At 67.4% G+C, this 15,954-nt stretch carries 18 protein-coding genes; 9 read left to right on the top strand and 9 right to left on the bottom strand.

Features of this window, described 5'->3' with window-relative positions:
• The first annotated feature begins 48 nt into the window (after positions 1-48).
• Positions 49-984, top strand: coding sequence for a diacylglycerol kinase family protein (locus WDC82_RS03275; RefSeq protein ID WP_340115823.1), 936 nt, complete (start codon positions 49-51; stop codon positions 982-984).
• 92 nt (positions 985-1,076) lie between these two features.
• On the top strand, positions 1,077-1,736 hold the full coding sequence (locus WDC82_RS03270) for a glutathione S-transferase family protein (protein ID WP_340115822.1): 660 nt from the start codon (positions 1,077-1,079) through the stop codon (positions 1,734-1,736).
• Positions 1,737-1,752: 16 nt separating this feature from the next.
• Here the strand turns inward: WDC82_RS03270 and WDC82_RS03265 are convergent, their stop codons facing one another.
• The 3 genes from WDC82_RS03265 to leuA all read right to left on the bottom strand — a co-directional run bounded on the left by WDC82_RS03265 (position 1,753) and on the right by leuA (position 5,535).
• Positions 1,753-3,096, bottom strand: coding sequence for a TldD/PmbA family protein (locus tag WDC82_RS03265; protein ID WP_340115821.1), 1,344 nt, complete (start codon positions 3,094-3,096; stop codon positions 1,753-1,755).
• Positions 3,097-3,156: 60 nt separating this feature from the next.
• On the bottom strand, positions 3,157-3,636 hold the full coding sequence (locus WDC82_RS03260) for a GNAT family N-acetyltransferase (RefSeq protein WP_340115820.1): 480 nt from the start codon (positions 3,634-3,636) through the stop codon (positions 3,157-3,159).
• Between the two features lie 171 nt (positions 3,637-3,807).
• Complete coding sequence (leuA, locus tag WDC82_RS03255; protein ID WP_340115819.1) at positions 3,808-5,535, bottom strand: 2-isopropylmalate synthase; 1,728 nt, start codon at positions 5,533-5,535, stop codon at positions 3,808-3,810.
• 558 nt (positions 5,536-6,093) lie between these two features.
• On the opposite strand from leuA, the gene WDC82_RS03250 reads away from it, so the two are divergent.
• Positions 6,094-6,621: a glycine zipper family protein gene (locus WDC82_RS03250; protein ID WP_340115818.1), complete on the top strand. Its 528-nt coding sequence runs from the start codon at positions 6,094-6,096 to the stop codon at positions 6,619-6,621.
• A gap of 9 nt (positions 6,622-6,630) precedes the next feature.
• The gene (locus WDC82_RS03245) at positions 6,631-7,041 is read left to right on the top strand and encodes a hypothetical protein (protein ID WP_340115817.1); all 411 of its coding nucleotides are present in this window, start codon (positions 6,631-6,633) and stop codon (positions 7,039-7,041) included.
• A 26-nt stretch (positions 7,042-7,067) separates the two neighbouring features.
• Here WDC82_RS03245 and WDC82_RS03240 read toward each other — a convergent pair whose 3' ends face one another.
• The 4 genes from WDC82_RS03240 to WDC82_RS03225 all read right to left on the bottom strand — a co-directional run bounded on the left by WDC82_RS03240 (position 7,068) and on the right by WDC82_RS03225 (position 10,709).
• Positions 7,068-7,562 (bottom strand): PAS domain-containing protein, encoded by a 495-nt coding sequence (locus tag WDC82_RS03240; protein WP_340115816.1) that lies wholly within the window; start codon positions 7,560-7,562, stop codon positions 7,068-7,070.
• Positions 7,563-7,756: 194 nt separating this feature from the next.
• The gene (locus WDC82_RS03235) at positions 7,757-9,271 is read right to left on the bottom strand and encodes a UbiD family decarboxylase (RefSeq protein ID WP_340115815.1); all 1,515 of its coding nucleotides are present in this window, start codon (positions 9,269-9,271) and stop codon (positions 7,757-7,759) included.
• The gene (locus WDC82_RS03230) at positions 9,271-9,717 is read right to left on the bottom strand and encodes an NfeD family protein (protein ID WP_340115814.1); all 447 of its coding nucleotides are present in this window, start codon (positions 9,715-9,717) and stop codon (positions 9,271-9,273) included. Before WDC82_RS03230 ends, WDC82_RS03235 begins: the two co-directional genes overlap by 1 nt.
• Positions 9,717-10,709 (bottom strand): SPFH domain-containing protein, encoded by a 993-nt coding sequence (locus tag WDC82_RS03225; RefSeq protein WP_340115813.1) that lies wholly within the window; start codon positions 10,707-10,709, stop codon positions 9,717-9,719. The genes WDC82_RS03230 and WDC82_RS03225 overlap by 1 nt, the downstream gene beginning before the upstream one ends.
• A 359-nt stretch (positions 10,710-11,068) precedes the next feature.
• Between WDC82_RS03225 and WDC82_RS03220 the strand changes: the two genes are divergently transcribed.
• The 5 genes from WDC82_RS03220 (at position 11,069) to WDC82_RS03200 (ending at position 14,285) form a co-directional block, all read left to right on the top strand.
• A complete protein-coding gene (locus WDC82_RS03220; RefSeq protein ID WP_340115812.1) occupies positions 11,069-11,317 on the top strand; it encodes a DUF4170 domain-containing protein in 249 nt (82 codons plus the stop codon).
• 53 nt (positions 11,318-11,370) lie between these two features.
• The gene (locus WDC82_RS03215) at positions 11,371-12,132 is read left to right on the top strand and encodes a hypothetical protein (protein WP_340115811.1); all 762 of its coding nucleotides are present in this window, start codon (positions 11,371-11,373) and stop codon (positions 12,130-12,132) included.
• A gap of 40 nt (positions 12,133-12,172) precedes the next feature.
• Positions 12,173-12,907: a DUF3047 domain-containing protein gene (locus WDC82_RS03210; RefSeq protein WP_340115810.1), complete on the top strand. Its 735-nt coding sequence runs from the start codon at positions 12,173-12,175 to the stop codon at positions 12,905-12,907.
• A 96-nt stretch (positions 12,908-13,003) separates the two neighbouring features.
• A complete protein-coding gene (locus tag WDC82_RS03205; protein WP_340115809.1) occupies positions 13,004-13,867 on the top strand; it encodes a DUF3365 domain-containing protein in 864 nt (287 codons plus the stop codon).
• 88 nt (positions 13,868-13,955) lie between these two features.
• The gene (locus WDC82_RS03200) at positions 13,956-14,285 is read left to right on the top strand and encodes an SHOCT domain-containing protein (protein ID WP_340115808.1); all 330 of its coding nucleotides are present in this window, start codon (positions 13,956-13,958) and stop codon (positions 14,283-14,285) included.
• Here WDC82_RS03200 and WDC82_RS03195 read toward each other — a convergent pair.
• Both WDC82_RS03195 and ubiA read right to left on the bottom strand, forming a co-directional pair.
• A complete protein-coding gene (locus tag WDC82_RS03195) occupies positions 14,282-14,962 on the bottom strand; it encodes a 50S ribosomal protein L11 methyltransferase (protein WP_340115807.1) in 681 nt (226 codons plus the stop codon). The two genes, WDC82_RS03200 and WDC82_RS03195, sit on opposite strands and share 4 nt — an antisense overlap.
• On the bottom strand, positions 14,959-15,933 hold the full coding sequence (ubiA, locus tag WDC82_RS03190) for a 4-hydroxybenzoate octaprenyltransferase (RefSeq protein WP_340115806.1): 975 nt from the start codon (positions 15,931-15,933) through the stop codon (positions 14,959-14,961). The genes WDC82_RS03195 and ubiA overlap by 4 nt, the downstream gene beginning before the upstream one ends.
• Between the last annotated feature and the right edge of the window lie 21 nt (positions 15,934-15,954).

Genomic DNA, 15,954 nt, shown 5'->3' with positions numbered 1-15,954 from the left:
AACGTGGTCATGGATTTTAACGCCTGAAGCCTTATGATCGCGGCCACCATGCCCGATTCGCAGCTCAGGCCCGGCGCCCCGCGGCGTCTGTTGGTGATCTACAACCCGACCGCCGGAGGCCGCCGCCGCCGGCGCTTCGAAGCCGTGCTGGCGGGGCTCGCCGACCGCGGCTGTCAGATGGACGTGCGCCCCACCACGGCGGCGGGCGACGCGGCGGTCTTCGCGCGGACGGCGGATCCGGCCGCCCACGACCTGGTGGTCGCCGCCGGCGGCGACGGCACCATCAACGAGGTGGTCAACGGCCTGATCACCCTCAACAGAGAGGAGGGCGAGGCGGCGCCACCCCTGGCCGTGCTGCCGCTCGGCACCGCCAACGTGCTGGCCGCCGAGCTGGGGCTCGACCTCGATCCGGCGCAGATCGCCCGGGTGATTGCCGAGGGGCCGGCACTGCCGGTCTCCCTGGGCCGTGCCGAGGCCGCCAACGGCGAGGGCCGCGCCTTCTCCCTCATGGCCGGGGCCGGCTTCGACGCCCGCGTGGTGGCCGGCATCGACCTGCGCGTGAAGCGCCTCATCGGCAAGGGCGCCTATGTCCTGCAGGGGCTTTATCAGATGAGCCGGGAAAAGCCGCCGCCGCTGAAGGTGACGATCGACGGCCGGATCTACGAGGCGGCCTCCGTGGTGGTCAGCAATGCGCGCTTCTATGGGGGACGCTATCTGCTGGCGCCGGAGGCGCGGCTGGCTGATCCGCTGCTGCACGTCTGCCTGTTTCGTCATGGCGACACCTGCCACATCCTGCGCTACGCCATGGCGCTGCAGTGCGGCCGGCTGCGCCAGGACGACACCTTCCGCATCGTCACCGGCCGCGACATCCACATCGAGGGTGATCCCGCCGCGCCGCTGCAGGCCGACGGCGACATCATCGCCCAGCTGCCGGTGCGCATCTTCGCGCTGCCCGACGCCCTGCGAATGGTCACGGCTGGCTGATCCGGCCGGCGGCGACCGGCCTCGCAACTGGTTGCAAAATAAAAGCAGAATCGGTAGAAAGAGGCTTCTGAACAGCAGCCGGGACGAAGCCGATGCCGCCGGTCCTCTATGCCCATCCCTTCTCGTCTTACTGCCAGAAGGTGCTCATCGCCCTCTATGAGAACGAGACGCCCTTCGATTACCGGATACTCGGCCCGGACGACCCGGCGGCGGGAGCCGAGCTTGCGGCTCTCTGGCCCATGAAGCGCTTTCCCGTGCTGGTCGACGGCGGCGAGACGGTGATCGAAAGCAGCATCATCATCGAGCATCTCATGCTGAAGCGGCCGGGGCCGCGGCGCCTGTTGCCCGAGGATCCGGCGGCGGCCCTGGAGGCACGCAAGATGGACCGCTTCTTCGACATCTACGTGATGACGCCGATGCAGAAAGTGGTGGGCGACAGCCTGCGCCCGGAGGCGAGCCGCGATCCCTACGGGGTCGGGGAAGCCAGGGCGATGCTGGATACGGCCTATCGCTGGCTCGACGGCGTCATGGCGGCGCGCGACTGGGGGGCCGGCGGCGACTTCAGCCTGGCCGACTGCGCGGCGGCGCCGGCGCTGTTCTATGCCGACTGGGTGCATCCCATCGGCGAAGACTTCGCGTCGGTGCGGGCCTATCGCCGGCGTTTGCTCGCCCGGCCGTCCTTCGCCAGAGCCGTCGACGAGGCGCGGCCCTTCCGGCCGCTGTTCCCCCTCGGCGCCCCCGACCGGGACTAGCCGGAAATAGGACGGCTTAGTTCCCGGCCAGCATCATGCCGTCGATGCGCAGGGTCGGCGCGTTCACCGCGTACTTGAACACCAGGTCGTTGGCCGGGGTCAGCTTCAGGAACATTTCCTTCAGGTTGCCGGCGACGGTGGCTTCGCTGATCGGCACGGTCAGTTCGCCCTTTTCGATGCGGAAGCCCGAGGCGCCACGCGAATAGTCGCCGGTGACGCCGTTGATGCCCATGCCCATCATCCCGGTGATATAGAAGCCCTCGTCGATCTCGCCGATCAGTTGCTCGGGCGTGAGAGTCCCCGGCTCCATGTAGAGGTTGGAGGTCGAGGGTGAGGGCGGGCTGGAGGTGCCGCGCGCCGCATGGCCGGTGGATGTCAGGCCCAGCTGGCGCGCCGAACTCAGGTCCAGGATCCAGGTGGTGAGGCGCCCCTGCTCGACGATGTTCATGCGCCGGTTGGCCAGCCCTTCGCCGTCGAAGGGCTTGGAAGCAAGGCCGTGCGGCCGGTGCGGGTCGTCGACCACGGTGATCCCCGGGGCGAAGATCTGCTGGTCCAGCTTGTCCTTCAGGAACGAGGTGCCGCGCGCGATCGAGGGGCCGGAGATGGCGCCGGCCAGGTGGCGCAGCATACTGTTGGAAACCCTGGGGTCGTAGACCACCGGCAGCCGCCGGGTCGGCGGCTTCTTGGCGCCCAGGCGCTTCACCGCCCGTTCGCCGGCGCGCCGGCCGACTTTGGCGGGATCGTCCAGCTCCCGGCCATAGACGGCGGAGGCGAACTCGTAGTCGCTCTCCATGCCCAGGCCTTCGCCGGCGATCACCGAGACGCCGACCGAGTGGCCTGAGCGGGCGTAGCCTTGCGCGAAGCCGTTGGAGGTCACCAGCGCGATCTCGACGCGGCTCCAGCTCGCCTCGGCGCCTTCGGAGTTGGTGACGCCGGAGACGGCGCGGGCGGCCTCTTCGCAGACGCGGGCGCGCTCGATCAGCACTTCGGGCGCCGGCTCGTCGCTGTCCAGGATGTCGATGTCGGGCACCGTCTTGGCCAGTTCGTCCGGCGCGGCGAGCCCACAATAGGGGTCATCCGGCACCACCTTGGCCATGGCCAGCGCACGCTCGACCAGCTCGTCCAGGCTGTCGGCGGCCGTGTCGGTGGAGGACACGATGGCCTGGCGCCGGCCCAGCATGACGCGGAGGCCGATGTCGTGGCTTTCCTCGCGCTCCAGGCGCTCCGGCTGGCCAAGGCGCTGGGCGTGGGACAGGCCGATGGAACTGAAATGCACGGCATCGGCGGCCTCTGCGCCGGCCTTCTTGGCTTTGGCGATGAGATCGCCCAAGAGGGAAAGCGGATCATCCGTTGCGGTCATAAGGCCTCTCTGGTGCGGGGAGGGAAGGGGCGGGCGTGCTGCTGCAGGGAATATAGGGGCTTAGAGCTCGAAATGCAGCACCGGCAGGCAGCGTTCGCTGCCGTCGGGCGCGCGCACGGCGGAGCGGATCTTGCCGGAGAGGGTGGCGCCGACGGCGCGGTAGAACCCCAGTGCGAAAGGATCGCTCAGTACTTTCAGACGCTTCAGGCCCTGAGCGCGTGCCTTGGCGACGGCGTGCTCCCAGAGGGCTCTGCCGATGCCGTGGCCGATGACGGCCGGCTCGACGAACAGCAGGCTGATCTCCGCCTCCTCGCGCCGCTCGCCGGGGGAGAGGGCGTAGAAGCCGAGGGTGGTCTCTTCCTCCACCAGCACCACCACGCGCCCGGCGGTGGCGGCCTTGGGATCGACGGTGAGCTCCTCGCGACAGGCCTGCAGGAAGAGGGGATCGTAGCCCCAATAGGCTTTGGATCGCAGGGCCAGAGCCGAAAGGCTGCCGCATTCGCTTGCTGTGGCCAGGCGCAGAAGTCGGCCGGCGGTCATGAAGGGCACCTCTCACAGGAGATTCACCACCCAAAGACAGTATGCCGGCAAATGTTCTGGCGCGGCTAAGGCGAAACAGTGGGCGGCGCCCTGCGGCAGCCACACAGAGGTCACGAAGAAGGCCGGGACCCTGCGGTCCCGGCCTTCTGCAAGAGGTCAGACAAAAAGGGGTTACGCGGCTTTGCCGGCGCTGTCCGGTTCGGCGGCGGCGGCCATCTGGTTGGCGGCGCTCACCACCGCTTTGAGGCAGGCGACCACGATGTTGGCGTGCTGGCCGACGCCCCAGAAGACGGCACCGTCTGCCGCCTCGGCCTCGACGTAGGCGACCGCCTTGGCATCGGCACCGGCCCCCACCGCGTGCTCGTGATAGTCATGCACCTTGATCTCGACGCCGCAGTCCTTGCGCAGGGCGTTGACGAAAGCGGCGATGGGACCGTTGCCGCTGCCCTGGATCTCGCGGCGTGAGCCGCTCTCCTCGATGACGGCAGTGAGTTGCCGCATCTCAGAGGCGTGGGTGTCGGGCACCGAGCGGTGCTCAATGAAGGCATAGGGGTCGCGCGGCGCCAGGTAGGTCGCGTCGAAGAGGTTCCAGATCTGCTGCGGCGTGATTTCCTTGCCGCTGCGGTCGGCCTCTTGCTGCACCTTCTGGCTGAACGCCACCTGCAGCTTCCTCGGCAGTTCCAGGCCGTACTCGGCTTGCAGGATATAGGCGATGCCGCCCTTGCCCGACTGGCTGTTGATGCGCACCACGGCCTCGTAGGAGCGCCCGACATCGCGCGGGTCGATCGGCAGGTAGGGAACCTCCCACTGGCCGGAATTGCTCTGTTTCATCGCCACCATGCCCTTCTTGATGGCGTCCTGGTGGGAACCGGAGAAAGCGGTGAACACCAGGTCGCCGGCATAAGGATGGCGCTCGGGCACCGGCAGCTGGTTGCAGTATTCGGCGGTCTCGCGGATGCGGTCGATGTCTGAGAAGTCGATGCCCGGATCGATGCCCTGGGTAAACATGTTGAGGCCCAGGGTCACCAGGTCGACGTTGCCGGTGCGCTCGCCGTTGCCGAACAACGTGCCCTCGATGCGGTCGGCGCCGGCCATGACGCCCAGCTCGGCGGCGGCGACGCCGGTGCCGCGGTCGTTGTGCGGATGCAGCGACAGCACGATGGACTCGCGGTCCCGGATGTTGCGATGGAACCACTCGATCTGATCGGCATAGATGTTCGGCGTCGACATCTCCACCGTGGCCGGCAGGTTCAGGATGGTTTTCTTTTGCGGCGTCGGCTGCCAGACGTCCATCACCGCCTCGCAGATCTCCTTGGCGAAGTCCATCTCGGTGCCGGTGAAGCTCTCCGGCGAGTACTGGTAGACGATCTCGGTATCGCTCTCCTGTTCCATCTGCGCCGCCAGGTCGCGCACCCGCTGGGCGCCCTTCACCGCGATGTCGACGATGCCCGCCCGGTCCAGGCCGAACACGACGCGGCGCTGCAGGGTGGAGGTCGAGTTGTAGAGGTGGACGATGACCCGGCGTGCGCCCCGGATGGCCTCGAAGGTGCGGTCGATCAGATGGTCGCGCGACTGGGTCAACACCTGGATGGTGACGTCACCGGGGATCATGTCCTGCTCGATGAGCTCGCGCACGAAGTCGAAATCGGTCTGCGAGGCGGAGGGGAAGCCCACCTCGATCTCCTTGTAGCCCATCTCGACCAGCAGCTTGAACATGCGCCGCTTGCGGGCGCCGTCCATTGGCTCGATCAGGGCTTGGTTGCCGTCGCGCAGGTCGACCGAGCACCAGATCGGCGGCTCGGTGATGACCCGGCCGGGCCACTGACGGTCGGGCAGGTCGATGGGCTTGAAGGCGGTGTACTTCTCGGCCGGATTTACACGCCGTTGCTTGCTACTCATGATCTTTGTTCCTTCTCGCCGGGCGGGGCGGCGCCGCTCTTCGGGGCGCTCTGCCCGCTGCCGGGCCTTTTGTTTCGGTAATGTCGGGATGCGGGCGGGGCTACAGCCGCTGCGGCGCCGGCAAGGCGCAGCGGCCGCCGCTAAGTCGCGGGGCTCCCGGGCTATTGGGGGCCAGCGCCCGGTTCAGACAGGCATGGAACGGCCGGGACGGGCGGAAAGCGCAATATTCTGGGGTTTTTCGCGGACTGTCGCTCATCGGAGCGAACCTCTCTCAGGGACTTGGGTCTGTTGCAGACCCCGGAAAATGTCGGACGACGGCTTTACCCGGCGCGCTGTTCAGGCGGCCGGGGCGATAAGTCGAAGCGACAGGTGTCCGTAAGAGGTCGTCATAGCCTTGGAAAAGTAGGGGCGGGGCGCGAAGGGGTCAAGGATTTTGGCGAGCCGGCGCCGCCTGAAATCCCTTCGTATGTAGGCCTCTGGGCTTATGCGCCTTTGCCGCTCCGCTTGTTAGAATGGCGCCCCAAGGGGGGCAGGAGGCAAGGCAGGAAAGGAGACGGCATGGAAAAGCGCTTCTCGAGATCGCTGGCCATGGCCGCTTTGCTGGCCGGGTTTCTGGGTGATGCCGCCCTGGCGCAGCAGCTAATCGTATATCCAAGCCAGGGCCAGAGCCAGGACCAGCAGGATAAGGACCGTTATGAGTGCCACACCTGGGCGGTGCAGCAGTCCGGCTTCGATCCCACGACCGCGGCTGCGGCGGCTCCGCAGCCCGCGGCCTCGCCGCCGCCCTCAGCCCAGGCACCAGAAGGCGGGTTGGTTCGTGGTGCCGCGCGCGGCGCCGCTGTCGGTGCCGTCGGCGGCGCCATCTTTGGTGATGCCGGCAAGGGTGCCGCGGCCGGCGCGGCGACCGGTGCGCTGTTCGGCGGCTTCAGGCGGCACGACCAGCGCCGCCAGCAGGCCGCGCAGCAGGAAGCCTACCGCCGGCAGCAGGCCCAGATGCAGGCCCAGCCCGCCAACGCCTCGGGCCGCGACACCTACAACCGGGCCATGAAAGCCTGCCTGGAAGGGCGGGGCTACACGATCAGCTAGGAGGCGGATATGAACAAGCTGGCGAGTATGGTCTTGGGCCTAGCCCTGATAGGGATGCCCCACGCCGCATTGGCACAGGAGATCGATGGCAAGTCGCTGCTGGTCTGTTCCACCGTCGAAACCTTCGACTGCGAGCCGGGGAGCCGATGCATCCGGGGCCTCGCCGAGGCGATCGACGCGCCGCAGTTCTTCTTCCTCGACTTCGACAAAGGCATGGCCCGGACGGTTCGTGCCGGTGGGGAGGAACGGACGTCAGAAATCACGGCGACCAAAGAGGGTGGAGGGCAGTTGATCCTTCAAGGCACTCAGGCCGGGCGTGCCTGGAGTGCGACGATCGGCCAAAACAGCGGAGCCCTGGTTTTGGCGGTCGCTGGAGAGGACGTGGCTTTCGTGGTGTTCGGCGCCTGCACGCCGATGTAGCGGCTTGTGTCGCGGGCGCCGGGCTCTTAAACGAAACCCACGGTGACGAACAGCATGTCCACCGTGGCGCCGTCGTCGCCGAGCGGCATGATGAGGTCTTCGGTGGTGAGGAACGCCTTGTTCTTGCCGACGTAGGGGGTGTCGCCGCTAAACGGCAGACCTTCCTGGGCGACCCGCCGGCAGTTGGACCAGATGCGGCTCGGCGCGCGCTGGTGTTCGATCTGGCTCATCCAAAGCCCGGTGTAGCGGCCCAGCATGTGCTCATCCATCTTGGTGCCGACCAGGCGGTAGCGGAAATCCAGCGGCTGATGGCGCACATCCAGCAGGAAGACATGGGGCAGGATCTTCGCGATCTCGGCGGAATCGATATCGCCGTGCGCCGGCATTGGGCGGCCGCCACGCTTGCGCTGCCAGTAGTCGTAGCCGAACTGGTTGATCGGCGAGCGCAGCGCCAGCTGGGGCGGTCGGGTTCGCATGGTCAGGCAGTCGGTCAGGTCGGTCACGGCGCTTCGTTCTGTCATAGAACCACTTCCCGCCCGCGTGGTGCGGGCCGATCAAGGTGCGGCGACTGGCAGGGCGTTACGACACGCTCGTTTAGCCGCCCAAGCTTAGCCGCCGGATCGCGAGCCTCCAAACGCTTGAATGTAACGATTGGTTTCAATTGTGTCGTCGGCCCGGAAAACCGGACGGCGAGGCGGCCATCCATGAGGCCGACTTACTTCCAGATCGATTTTCCGCTGCCGGGCAGGCCGAGGTCCGGCCACAGCTGGTCGATGCGGTCGATCACCGCCTGGTCCATGCGGATCTCGCGGCCCCACTCGCGCTTGGTCTCCGGCGGCCACTTATCGGTGGCGTCCAGCCCGATCTTGGAGCCGAGTCCATCTTCCGGCGAGGCGAAATCCAGGTAGTCGATGGGGGTGTGCTCGATGACCGTGATGTCGCGCGCCGGATCCATCTTGGTGGAGATCGCCCACATGACGTCCTTCCAGTCACGCGCATCGACGCTGGCGTCCACGACGATAACCCACTTGGTGTACATGAACTGGCGCAGGTAGGACCACACCCCCAGCATCACCCGCTTGGCGTGGCCGGGGTAGGCCTTCTTCATGGAGACCACGGCGATACGGTAGCTGCAGCCCTCTGGCGGCAGCCAGAAGTCGACGATCTCCGGGAACTGCTGCTGCAGCAGCGGGATGAAAACTTCGTTGAGACCTTCGCCCAGCACCGAGGGCTCGTCCGGCGGCCGCCCGGTGAAGGTCGAGAGATAGATCGGGTCGCGCCGCATGGTGATCGCCGTCACCTTGAATATCGGGAAACGCTCGACGGCGTTGTAGTAGCCGGTGTGGTCTCCGTAGGGCCCCTCCTCGGCGGTGTCGTCGAGCGACACCTCACCCTCGATGACGATCTCGGCCTCGGCCGGCACCTTCAGCGGCTGCGTCTTGCAGTCGACCAGTTCGACCTTGCGGCCGCGCAGCAGACCGGCGAAGTGATACTCGGACAGCGTGTCGGGCACCGGCGTCACGGCGGCCAGGATGGTGCCGGGGTCAGCGCCGATGACGGCCGCTACGGGCAGCGGTGCGCGCTTCTCTTCCTTCCAGCGCCGGTGGTGCTGGGCGCCGCCGCGGTGCTTCAGCCAGCGCATGATGGTGGTGTCGCGCCCGGTTACCTGCATGCGGTAGATGCCGAGGTTGAAGTCGTCGGTCTTGTCGCCGTCGGGGTTGGGCCCGCGCGTCACCACTAGCGGCCAGGTGATCAGCGGCGCCGGCTCGCCGGGCCAGCAGGTCTGCACCGGCAGGCGGCCGAGGTCGATGTCGTCGCCCATCAGCACGACTTCCTGGCAAGGTCCGGTGCCGACGGTCTTCGGCTTCATCGCCATGACGGTTTTCAAGAGCGGCAGGTGCTCCCAGGCTTCGCGCAGGCTGCCCGGCGGCTCCGGCTGGCGCAGGAAAGCCAGGGTCTCGCCGACCTCACGCAACTGGTGCGGCTCGCGGTCCATGCCCCAGGCGACCCGCTCGACGGTGCCGAAGAGATTCACCAGCACCGGCATCTCCGCCTTGCGGCCGTCGCCGTGGACGACGTTCTCGAACAGCACGGCCGGGCCGCCCTCGGCCAAGAGGCGGGTCTGAATCTCGGTCATCTCGAGGTCGGGCGACACCGGCGCCGTGACGCGCTTCAGGCGCCCGGCACGCTCCAGGCGGTCGATGAAGTCACGCAGGGAAGCAAAGGGCATTAAGCTCGTTCAACTTTCAAAACTGTGCCGTCGATGCCGGTCACCTTCACTTTCGCGCCCGCCGGCAGGTCCTCACCTTCGACCTTCCAGCGCGAGTCGTCGACGTGCAGCAGACCGCTGCCGTCGACGATGGGCTCCTTCAGCGTGAAGGTGCGCCCGACGTAGCTGGCGCCGCGCCGGTTCAGCACGCGTCCGCTCTCGGGCTTGGCGAAGCGGTCGCGCAGCAGGTAGCGCCAGACGTAGATCGACACCACGGAGAGCACGGCGAAGATCAGCAGCTGGAATTGCCAGGTCGTCTCCGGAAAGGCCAGCAGCACGAAGCCGACGGCGGCGGCGGCGATGCCCATCCACAAGAACACGGCGCCGGGTGCGAAGATCTCGATGCCGATCAGGAAGACGGCGATGACCCACCAGTTCCAGAATTCGATCTGCTCGAAACTGATCATCAGCTCTTCTTCTCCCCGCTAGCGGCACCGCCCCCGCCGCCTTCCCAGGGGCCGCGCCGGGCGTCGCGCTGCTGCATGGCGTCGCGCGCGATCTCGGCGATGCCCCCGACCGCGCCGATCAGGCTGGTCGCCTCGAGCGGCAGGAAGAAGGTCTTCTGGTTGGGGGAGTCGGCGAACTTGCCGAGCGCATCCACATAGCGTTGTGCCACGAAGTAGTTCACCGCGTTCACGTCGCCGCGGGCGATGGCCTCCGACACCATGGCGGTGGCCTTTGCCTCGGCTTCCGCTTCGCGCTCGCGCGCCTCGGCGTCGCGGAAGGCGGCCTCGCGGCGGCCCTCTGCCGCCAGGATCTGCGCCTGCTTTTCGCCCTCGGCGCGCAGCACCTGGGCCTGGCGGTCGCCCTCGGCGACCAGCACCGTGGCGCGCTTGTCGCGCTCGGCCTTCATCTGGCGGCCCATCGACTCCACCAGGTCGGTCGGCGGCGTGATGTCCAGGATCTCGATACGCGTCACCTTGATGCCCCAGGGCTCGGTGGCGTCGTCGACCACGTGCAGGAGGCGGGTGTTGATATCGTCGCGCCGCGACAGCAGCTCGTCGAGATCCATCGAGCCCATCACGGTGCGGATGTTGGTCATCGTGAGATTGAGCACCGCACGCTCCAGGTCGCGCACCTCATAGGCGGCGGCGGCGGCGTCGAGCACCTGGTAGAAGACCACGCCGTCGACCTGCACCAGGGCGTTGTCGCGGGTGATGACCTCCTGCTGCGGCACGTCCAGCACCGTCTCCATCATATTCAGCTTGGCGCCGATGCGGTCGACGATCGGGAAGATCATGCCCAGACCGGGGCGCAGCGTCTTGACGTAGCGCCCGAAGCGCTCGACCGTGTACTCGTAGCCCTGCGGCACCGCCTTGACGCTCATGGTGACGATGATGATCGCCAGCACGACGATGGCGATGACCAGGACGCTGAAGCCGGTAAGTCCGAATTCCATCTGGCTGTATTCTCCCCCAAAGAGCCGACTCGGCCCAAATCCGGCATCCTGCCGCGCTCGCCCGGCCGCTACCCCACCCGGACAGGTACCCCACCCGGACAGGTGCAGGGCGGCCGCGGTTAATCTATCCTCTGGCGAGGCCGACGCAAATCTTTAGCCGCCCCGCCGCCGCTTCATTCATCCGAATGGCCCCGCCGGCCGATTCAGGCAAGAAAATGGCGCAGATGACACAACGGGACCCTGCCGGATTAACCAACTTGAAATGACGCAAAGGCACTATACATTGCGTTCGATTTTTCCCTATCCTTATAGGGATCTTCGCTGAATTTGCGCAGATTCGCGTTCAACGGCGGAGGCTGGTGACAGAAGCTTTCAAGTTGAGGGGCGGCAGCCTGATGATCCAATACTACGTGGTTGGCGGTGAGTACAAAGATACGCACTTTGTCGAGGCCGTCGGCGGTGATGAAAAGTGGTTCGGCCCCTTTGCCGACTATGACTCGGCGATGAAGGAGTGGGCCAAGCATGCTTGGCAGACGGTGGACGAGTGCACCACCCGCTACCGCATCGAGTGCATCGACAACGAGGCACCGCCCCCCTGCACTGATTGAGTTTCGGCTCGACCGATCCGGTACCGCTTTCCGGTCCCTGAGGCTGCGGATCCATGCCCTGGGCACTTCCAGAGACTGACGACGCGCTGCTGCGCCTGGCCAAGGGCTATCCCTATGCCGCGCCCGGCGGCTCCTATCTATACCGCGACGGCAACGCGACGCCGCTGGCCGGTCCGCTCGATCCGGCGCTGACGGCCGGCCGGGTGCCGGTCATTGCTCACGGCTCCAACCGCGCGCCCGAGCAGATGCACCGCAAGTTCGGCCACCTGACGGGCGAGGCCTCGACCATCCCGGTGACCCGCGCTCAGCTCGCTGGCCACGACGTGGTGTTCTCCGCCCACATGACGCGCTACGGCTCGGTCTCCGCCACCCTCCACGAGGCGCCAGGCACGCGTGTCGAGGTCTATGTCACCTGGCTGACCGAGGCGCAGGTCGAACGCATGCACGAGACCGAGATCGGCGCCGGCAACTATGGCTACGGCCGCGTCGGCGGCCTCAAGCTGCAGGTGGTCCAGGGGCCGGCGCTGGAAGAGGCCTTCGTCTACCTCTCCGTGCACGGCTGCCTGGCCGACCCGGAGAAGCCCACCGCGCCGCTGGCGCTCGCAGCCGTGCCGGCCGAGGACCGTGTCCACCGCGCGGTGGACCAGGAGGCAGCTCTCGCCGTTCTGCACCAGGCGCACCATCCGGAGCTGGAGTTCGACGCCATGATCCTTTCCAACATCAAGGACCTGGAACAGCGCCGCCGCCTGGTCGACGCTCTGCAGGCCACCGCCGTCCCGTGGTCGGTTCCTGGCTTCGAACTGATCGTGCGTTAGGGCGCTGTTCAGGGGGCTTGCCTTCGCTATAGTTGCGCGCATGACGATCTCAGCGCTTCGCGGCGGCCTTGCCGCGCTTACCCTCGGAGTCCTCGCCGGCTGCGCCGCACAGCCGCAGGCCGTCCGCGAAGGCAGTTTCGACCGCCAGGACGTTCTTTTCGATCCGGCGCTGGCGATCGAGCAGGGCTGGCTCGCCCTGTCGCTGTCGCCCAACGGGCGGCTCACCGACTATCGCATTGCCAGCGACCAGGACCGCCTGTCGATCCGTGCCGAGGGCCGGGTTGCGGCCTCCGGTCTGGTGCTGCCGGTCAATTTCGACGTTGAGGAATGCCCTTACCTGGAATGGGACTGGCGCGTTGAGACGCTGCAAGAGAGTGCCAGTCTCTTCGACGCGGATCTTGAGGACGCCGCCGCCTCCCTATGGATCATGTTCGGCGACCCGGAGCCTGGGCCCTGGGGCGCGATCACCGCGCCCAAGCCGGTGCCGACACTGCGCTACGCCTGGACCACCGGCAAGGTGCAGGACGAGACCATCATCGACTCGCCCTCGCAGCCGGGGATCATCCGCACCATCGTCGTGCAGGGCGGCGTCGAAAGCCCGCTGGCCTGGGAGACGGAGACGCGCGACCTTGAGGCCGACTACCAGGCCGCCTTCGGCGGCCGGCCGCAGGGTAACGTGCTGGCCGTCGCGCTGGTCACGGGCAATTTCCATACTCAGGAACCGGTGATTGCCCACTACGGTGCGGCGGCGCTGCGTTGCCGCTCCGGCGGCTAAGCCGGCTCTTTTTGATCCACAGCAAGGTTACCGCCAGCCGGGGGTGCTAGCCTTACACCCTGCGCCAATCGTGGAAGGACGCAGGAATTGCGACGCTTGCCCGTTTTGCTGCTGACCGCCCTGCTCACGGCCGCCGGGTCCGCTGCCGGCCAGGATCTGGCGCAAGAAGCCGACTCGGCACGCGCAGCTGTCCAGCAACTGCGCCAAGTGATGCTGCAGCAGCTGCAGACTTCTGTGCGCGAGGTAGGCCCCGCCGAGGCCACCGCCGTCTGCCGCCACCTTGCCCCGGAACTGGCGGCGGAGATCGCTGCCGAGACCGGCTGGGAGATCCGCCGGCCGGCCCTGAAGGCCCGCAACCCGGACAATCATCCGACCGAACTGGAGCGCGGCGTGCTGCTCGGCTACCTGACGCGCAGCCTCGCCGGCCAGACTTTCGAGGAGATGGAGACCGTCCGCCTGGTCGAGCAGGACGGCAGGCCCTACGTCCACTACATGCGGGCCATCCCGATGCTGGATGCCTGCGAGGTGTGCCACGGCAGCAACCTGCCGTCCGACGTGGCGGCCAGGATCGCGGAGGTCTACCCGCAGGACGAGGCCGTCGGCTTCCGGGCCGGTGATCTGCGTGGTGCCTTTTCGCTGCTGCGGCCCTACGACCCTGCCAAGGCGCCGGAGGTGCGCGGCCCGCGTCTGCCGGCGGTGCCGGCCGGCACCGCGGCGGAGCTGCCGCTGGGCCCGCCCGGCAAGCTGGGCGACCCGGTGGCCGGGCGCGACCTCTTCGGGCGGCACTGCCTGTCCTGCCACGACGCTGGCGATCTTTCGACTCATCTCTACCAGCTAGGCGCCGAGGCGCCTCGCCGCGACGTCTGCGTCTTCTTGCAGACCCACGGCCTGACCGACGAGGCGCGCGACTGCGACATTGTCGCCTACCTGAAGGCCCTGTCTCAGCAGGCGCCGAAGTAAGCTGTCCGACAGCAATCCCAACAGGCCCTTGGAGGAGGGCTTAGCATCGGTTGTTCCCTTGAATTGCCCAGATAGAGAGGTACAGGCCATGAAATCGTTAGCCAGCCTGATCGTTGCGGCATTCGCGCTGTCCACTGCAACCGCGGCGGTGGCTCAGGGCTACGGCTCCTACGACCACCATCATGCCTGGGGCGAGGGATGGGGCGGTATGATGATGGGGCCCCTCCTTATGATCGTGGTGCTCGCTGCGGTATTGTTCCTCGTGGTCGTTGCCGCGCGCTGGTTAGTCGGCGCAGGCCACACAGGCGGCACGCCGCAGGGCCCCACGAGCCCCCTGGACGTGCTGAAGGACCGCTTCGCGCGCGGCGAGATCGACAAGGAGGAATACGAGGAACGGCGCCGGGTGCTGTCGGACTAGCGGTCGCCTTGACTCTCTGCCGCGACCCGCCAGACCACCGCATTGCGCAGGTCGCTGTCCTCGATTTCGCGGCTGGTCTTCACGCCGTAGGCGATGACCCGCTCCAGGCCCTGGCGCGGCAGGTAGGTGCGCCCCGGGTCGCCCATCAGCACGAGACAGTCGTCCGTGACGAGGCTGCGCAACCAGGCTGTGATGCGGGCGGCGGCCGGGCCTTCGTAACAGACGTCGCCGGCTAGCACGACGTCCCAGCCCGCGTTGGCGACACCGACAACGTCCGCTTCCTTCACCGTGATGTCGGCGCCGTTGGCCGCAGCGTTGAGGCGGCAGGCGGCGCAGGCGAAGGCGTCGATGTCGACCGCCTCGACGCTTGCCGCCCCCGCCAGCTTCGCCGCGATTCCCTGCAGGCCGGAGCCGGCGGCGAAGTCGAGCACCCGCTTGCCGCGCACCACTTCCGGGTGGTCCAGCAGGTAGCGGGCGAGCGCCTGCCCGCCGGCCCAGGCGAAGGCCCAGAAGGGCGGCGGCAGGCCCTGTTCGGCCAGTTCCGTCTCCGTGGCCTCCCACAACGGGACCACCTCGGTGGCGAGGTAGAGCTTCACCTCGGGCACCAGGGGCGGCGCCTCCAGGCGGGTGTTGGCGCGGATGAAGTCTTCCGGCGGCTGGCGCAGCAGGGTGCTCACGCAGCGAGGCCCAGGACCAGATTTCCCAGCCACGGACTGCCGGCGAGGATGCCGGCCAGCAGCAGCCAGCCGGCGAGGCGGTTGGATTTGAACTTGGCCAGGCAATCGAAGGGGTCGTCCAGCTTCACGTCGATGACCTGCCAGGCGAACTGCGCGGCCGTCGCGGCGAGCCCGATCCAGAACGGCCAGAGCATCCCGGCGGCCCATCCGGCGGCGCCGAAAAGAGCGACGGCGACCGAGTAGAACACGGCGAACCAGGGCTTGCTGCCGGCGCCGAGCCGCAGCGCCAGGGACTTCACACCGATGAGGGCGTCGTCCTCCTTATCCTGGTGGGCATAAATGGTGTCGTAGCCCAGGGTCCAGGCGATGCCGCCGATGTAAAGCAGCAGCGGCGGCCAGCTGAAGCCGCCGGTCGCCGCGGTCCAGCCGATGAGCGCGCCCCAGTTGAAGGTGAGGCCCAGCCAGGCCTGCGGCCAGTAGGTAATGCGCTTCATCAAGGGGTAGGGAAAGACCAGCAGCAGCGAGGCGCAGCCCAGGACGATGGTCAGCGTGTTCATCTGCAGCAGGATGGCGAAGGAGACCAGCAGCAGCGCCAGCAGGAAGAGGCCCGCCTGGGTCAGGCTGATCTCGCCGGCCGGGATCGGCCTTGTGGCCGTGCGTGCCACCTTGCCGTCGATGTCGCGGTCCAGGATGTCGTTCACCGTGCAGCCGGCCGCGCGCATCAGCACGGCGCCGACCCCGAAGTAGAGATAAAGCCACCACGAGGGGCCGGCGTTGGCCGCCGCATCACCGAGGGCGATGGCCCACCAGCCGGGAAACAGCAGCAGCCAGGTCCCGATCGGGCGGTCGAGGCGGGCCAGCCGCAGGTAGGGCCGCGCGCCGGACGGGGCGAGACGCAGCACCCAGTGGTCGGCACGGATATCGCTGGCGTTGCCGGTAAGGCCGCCCGAACTGGAAGACGTCTGGCTCATCGCCTAATGTTTAGCCGCGAA

The sequence above is a fragment of the Pelagibius sp. 7325 genome, assembly GCF_037652055.1.
Classification (GTDB): domain Bacteria; phylum Pseudomonadota; class Alphaproteobacteria; order Kiloniellales; family Kiloniellaceae; genus Pelagibius.
The sequence above is the reverse complement of the archived record's forward strand: the minus strand, read 5'-3'. Positions and strand labels throughout refer to the sequence as shown.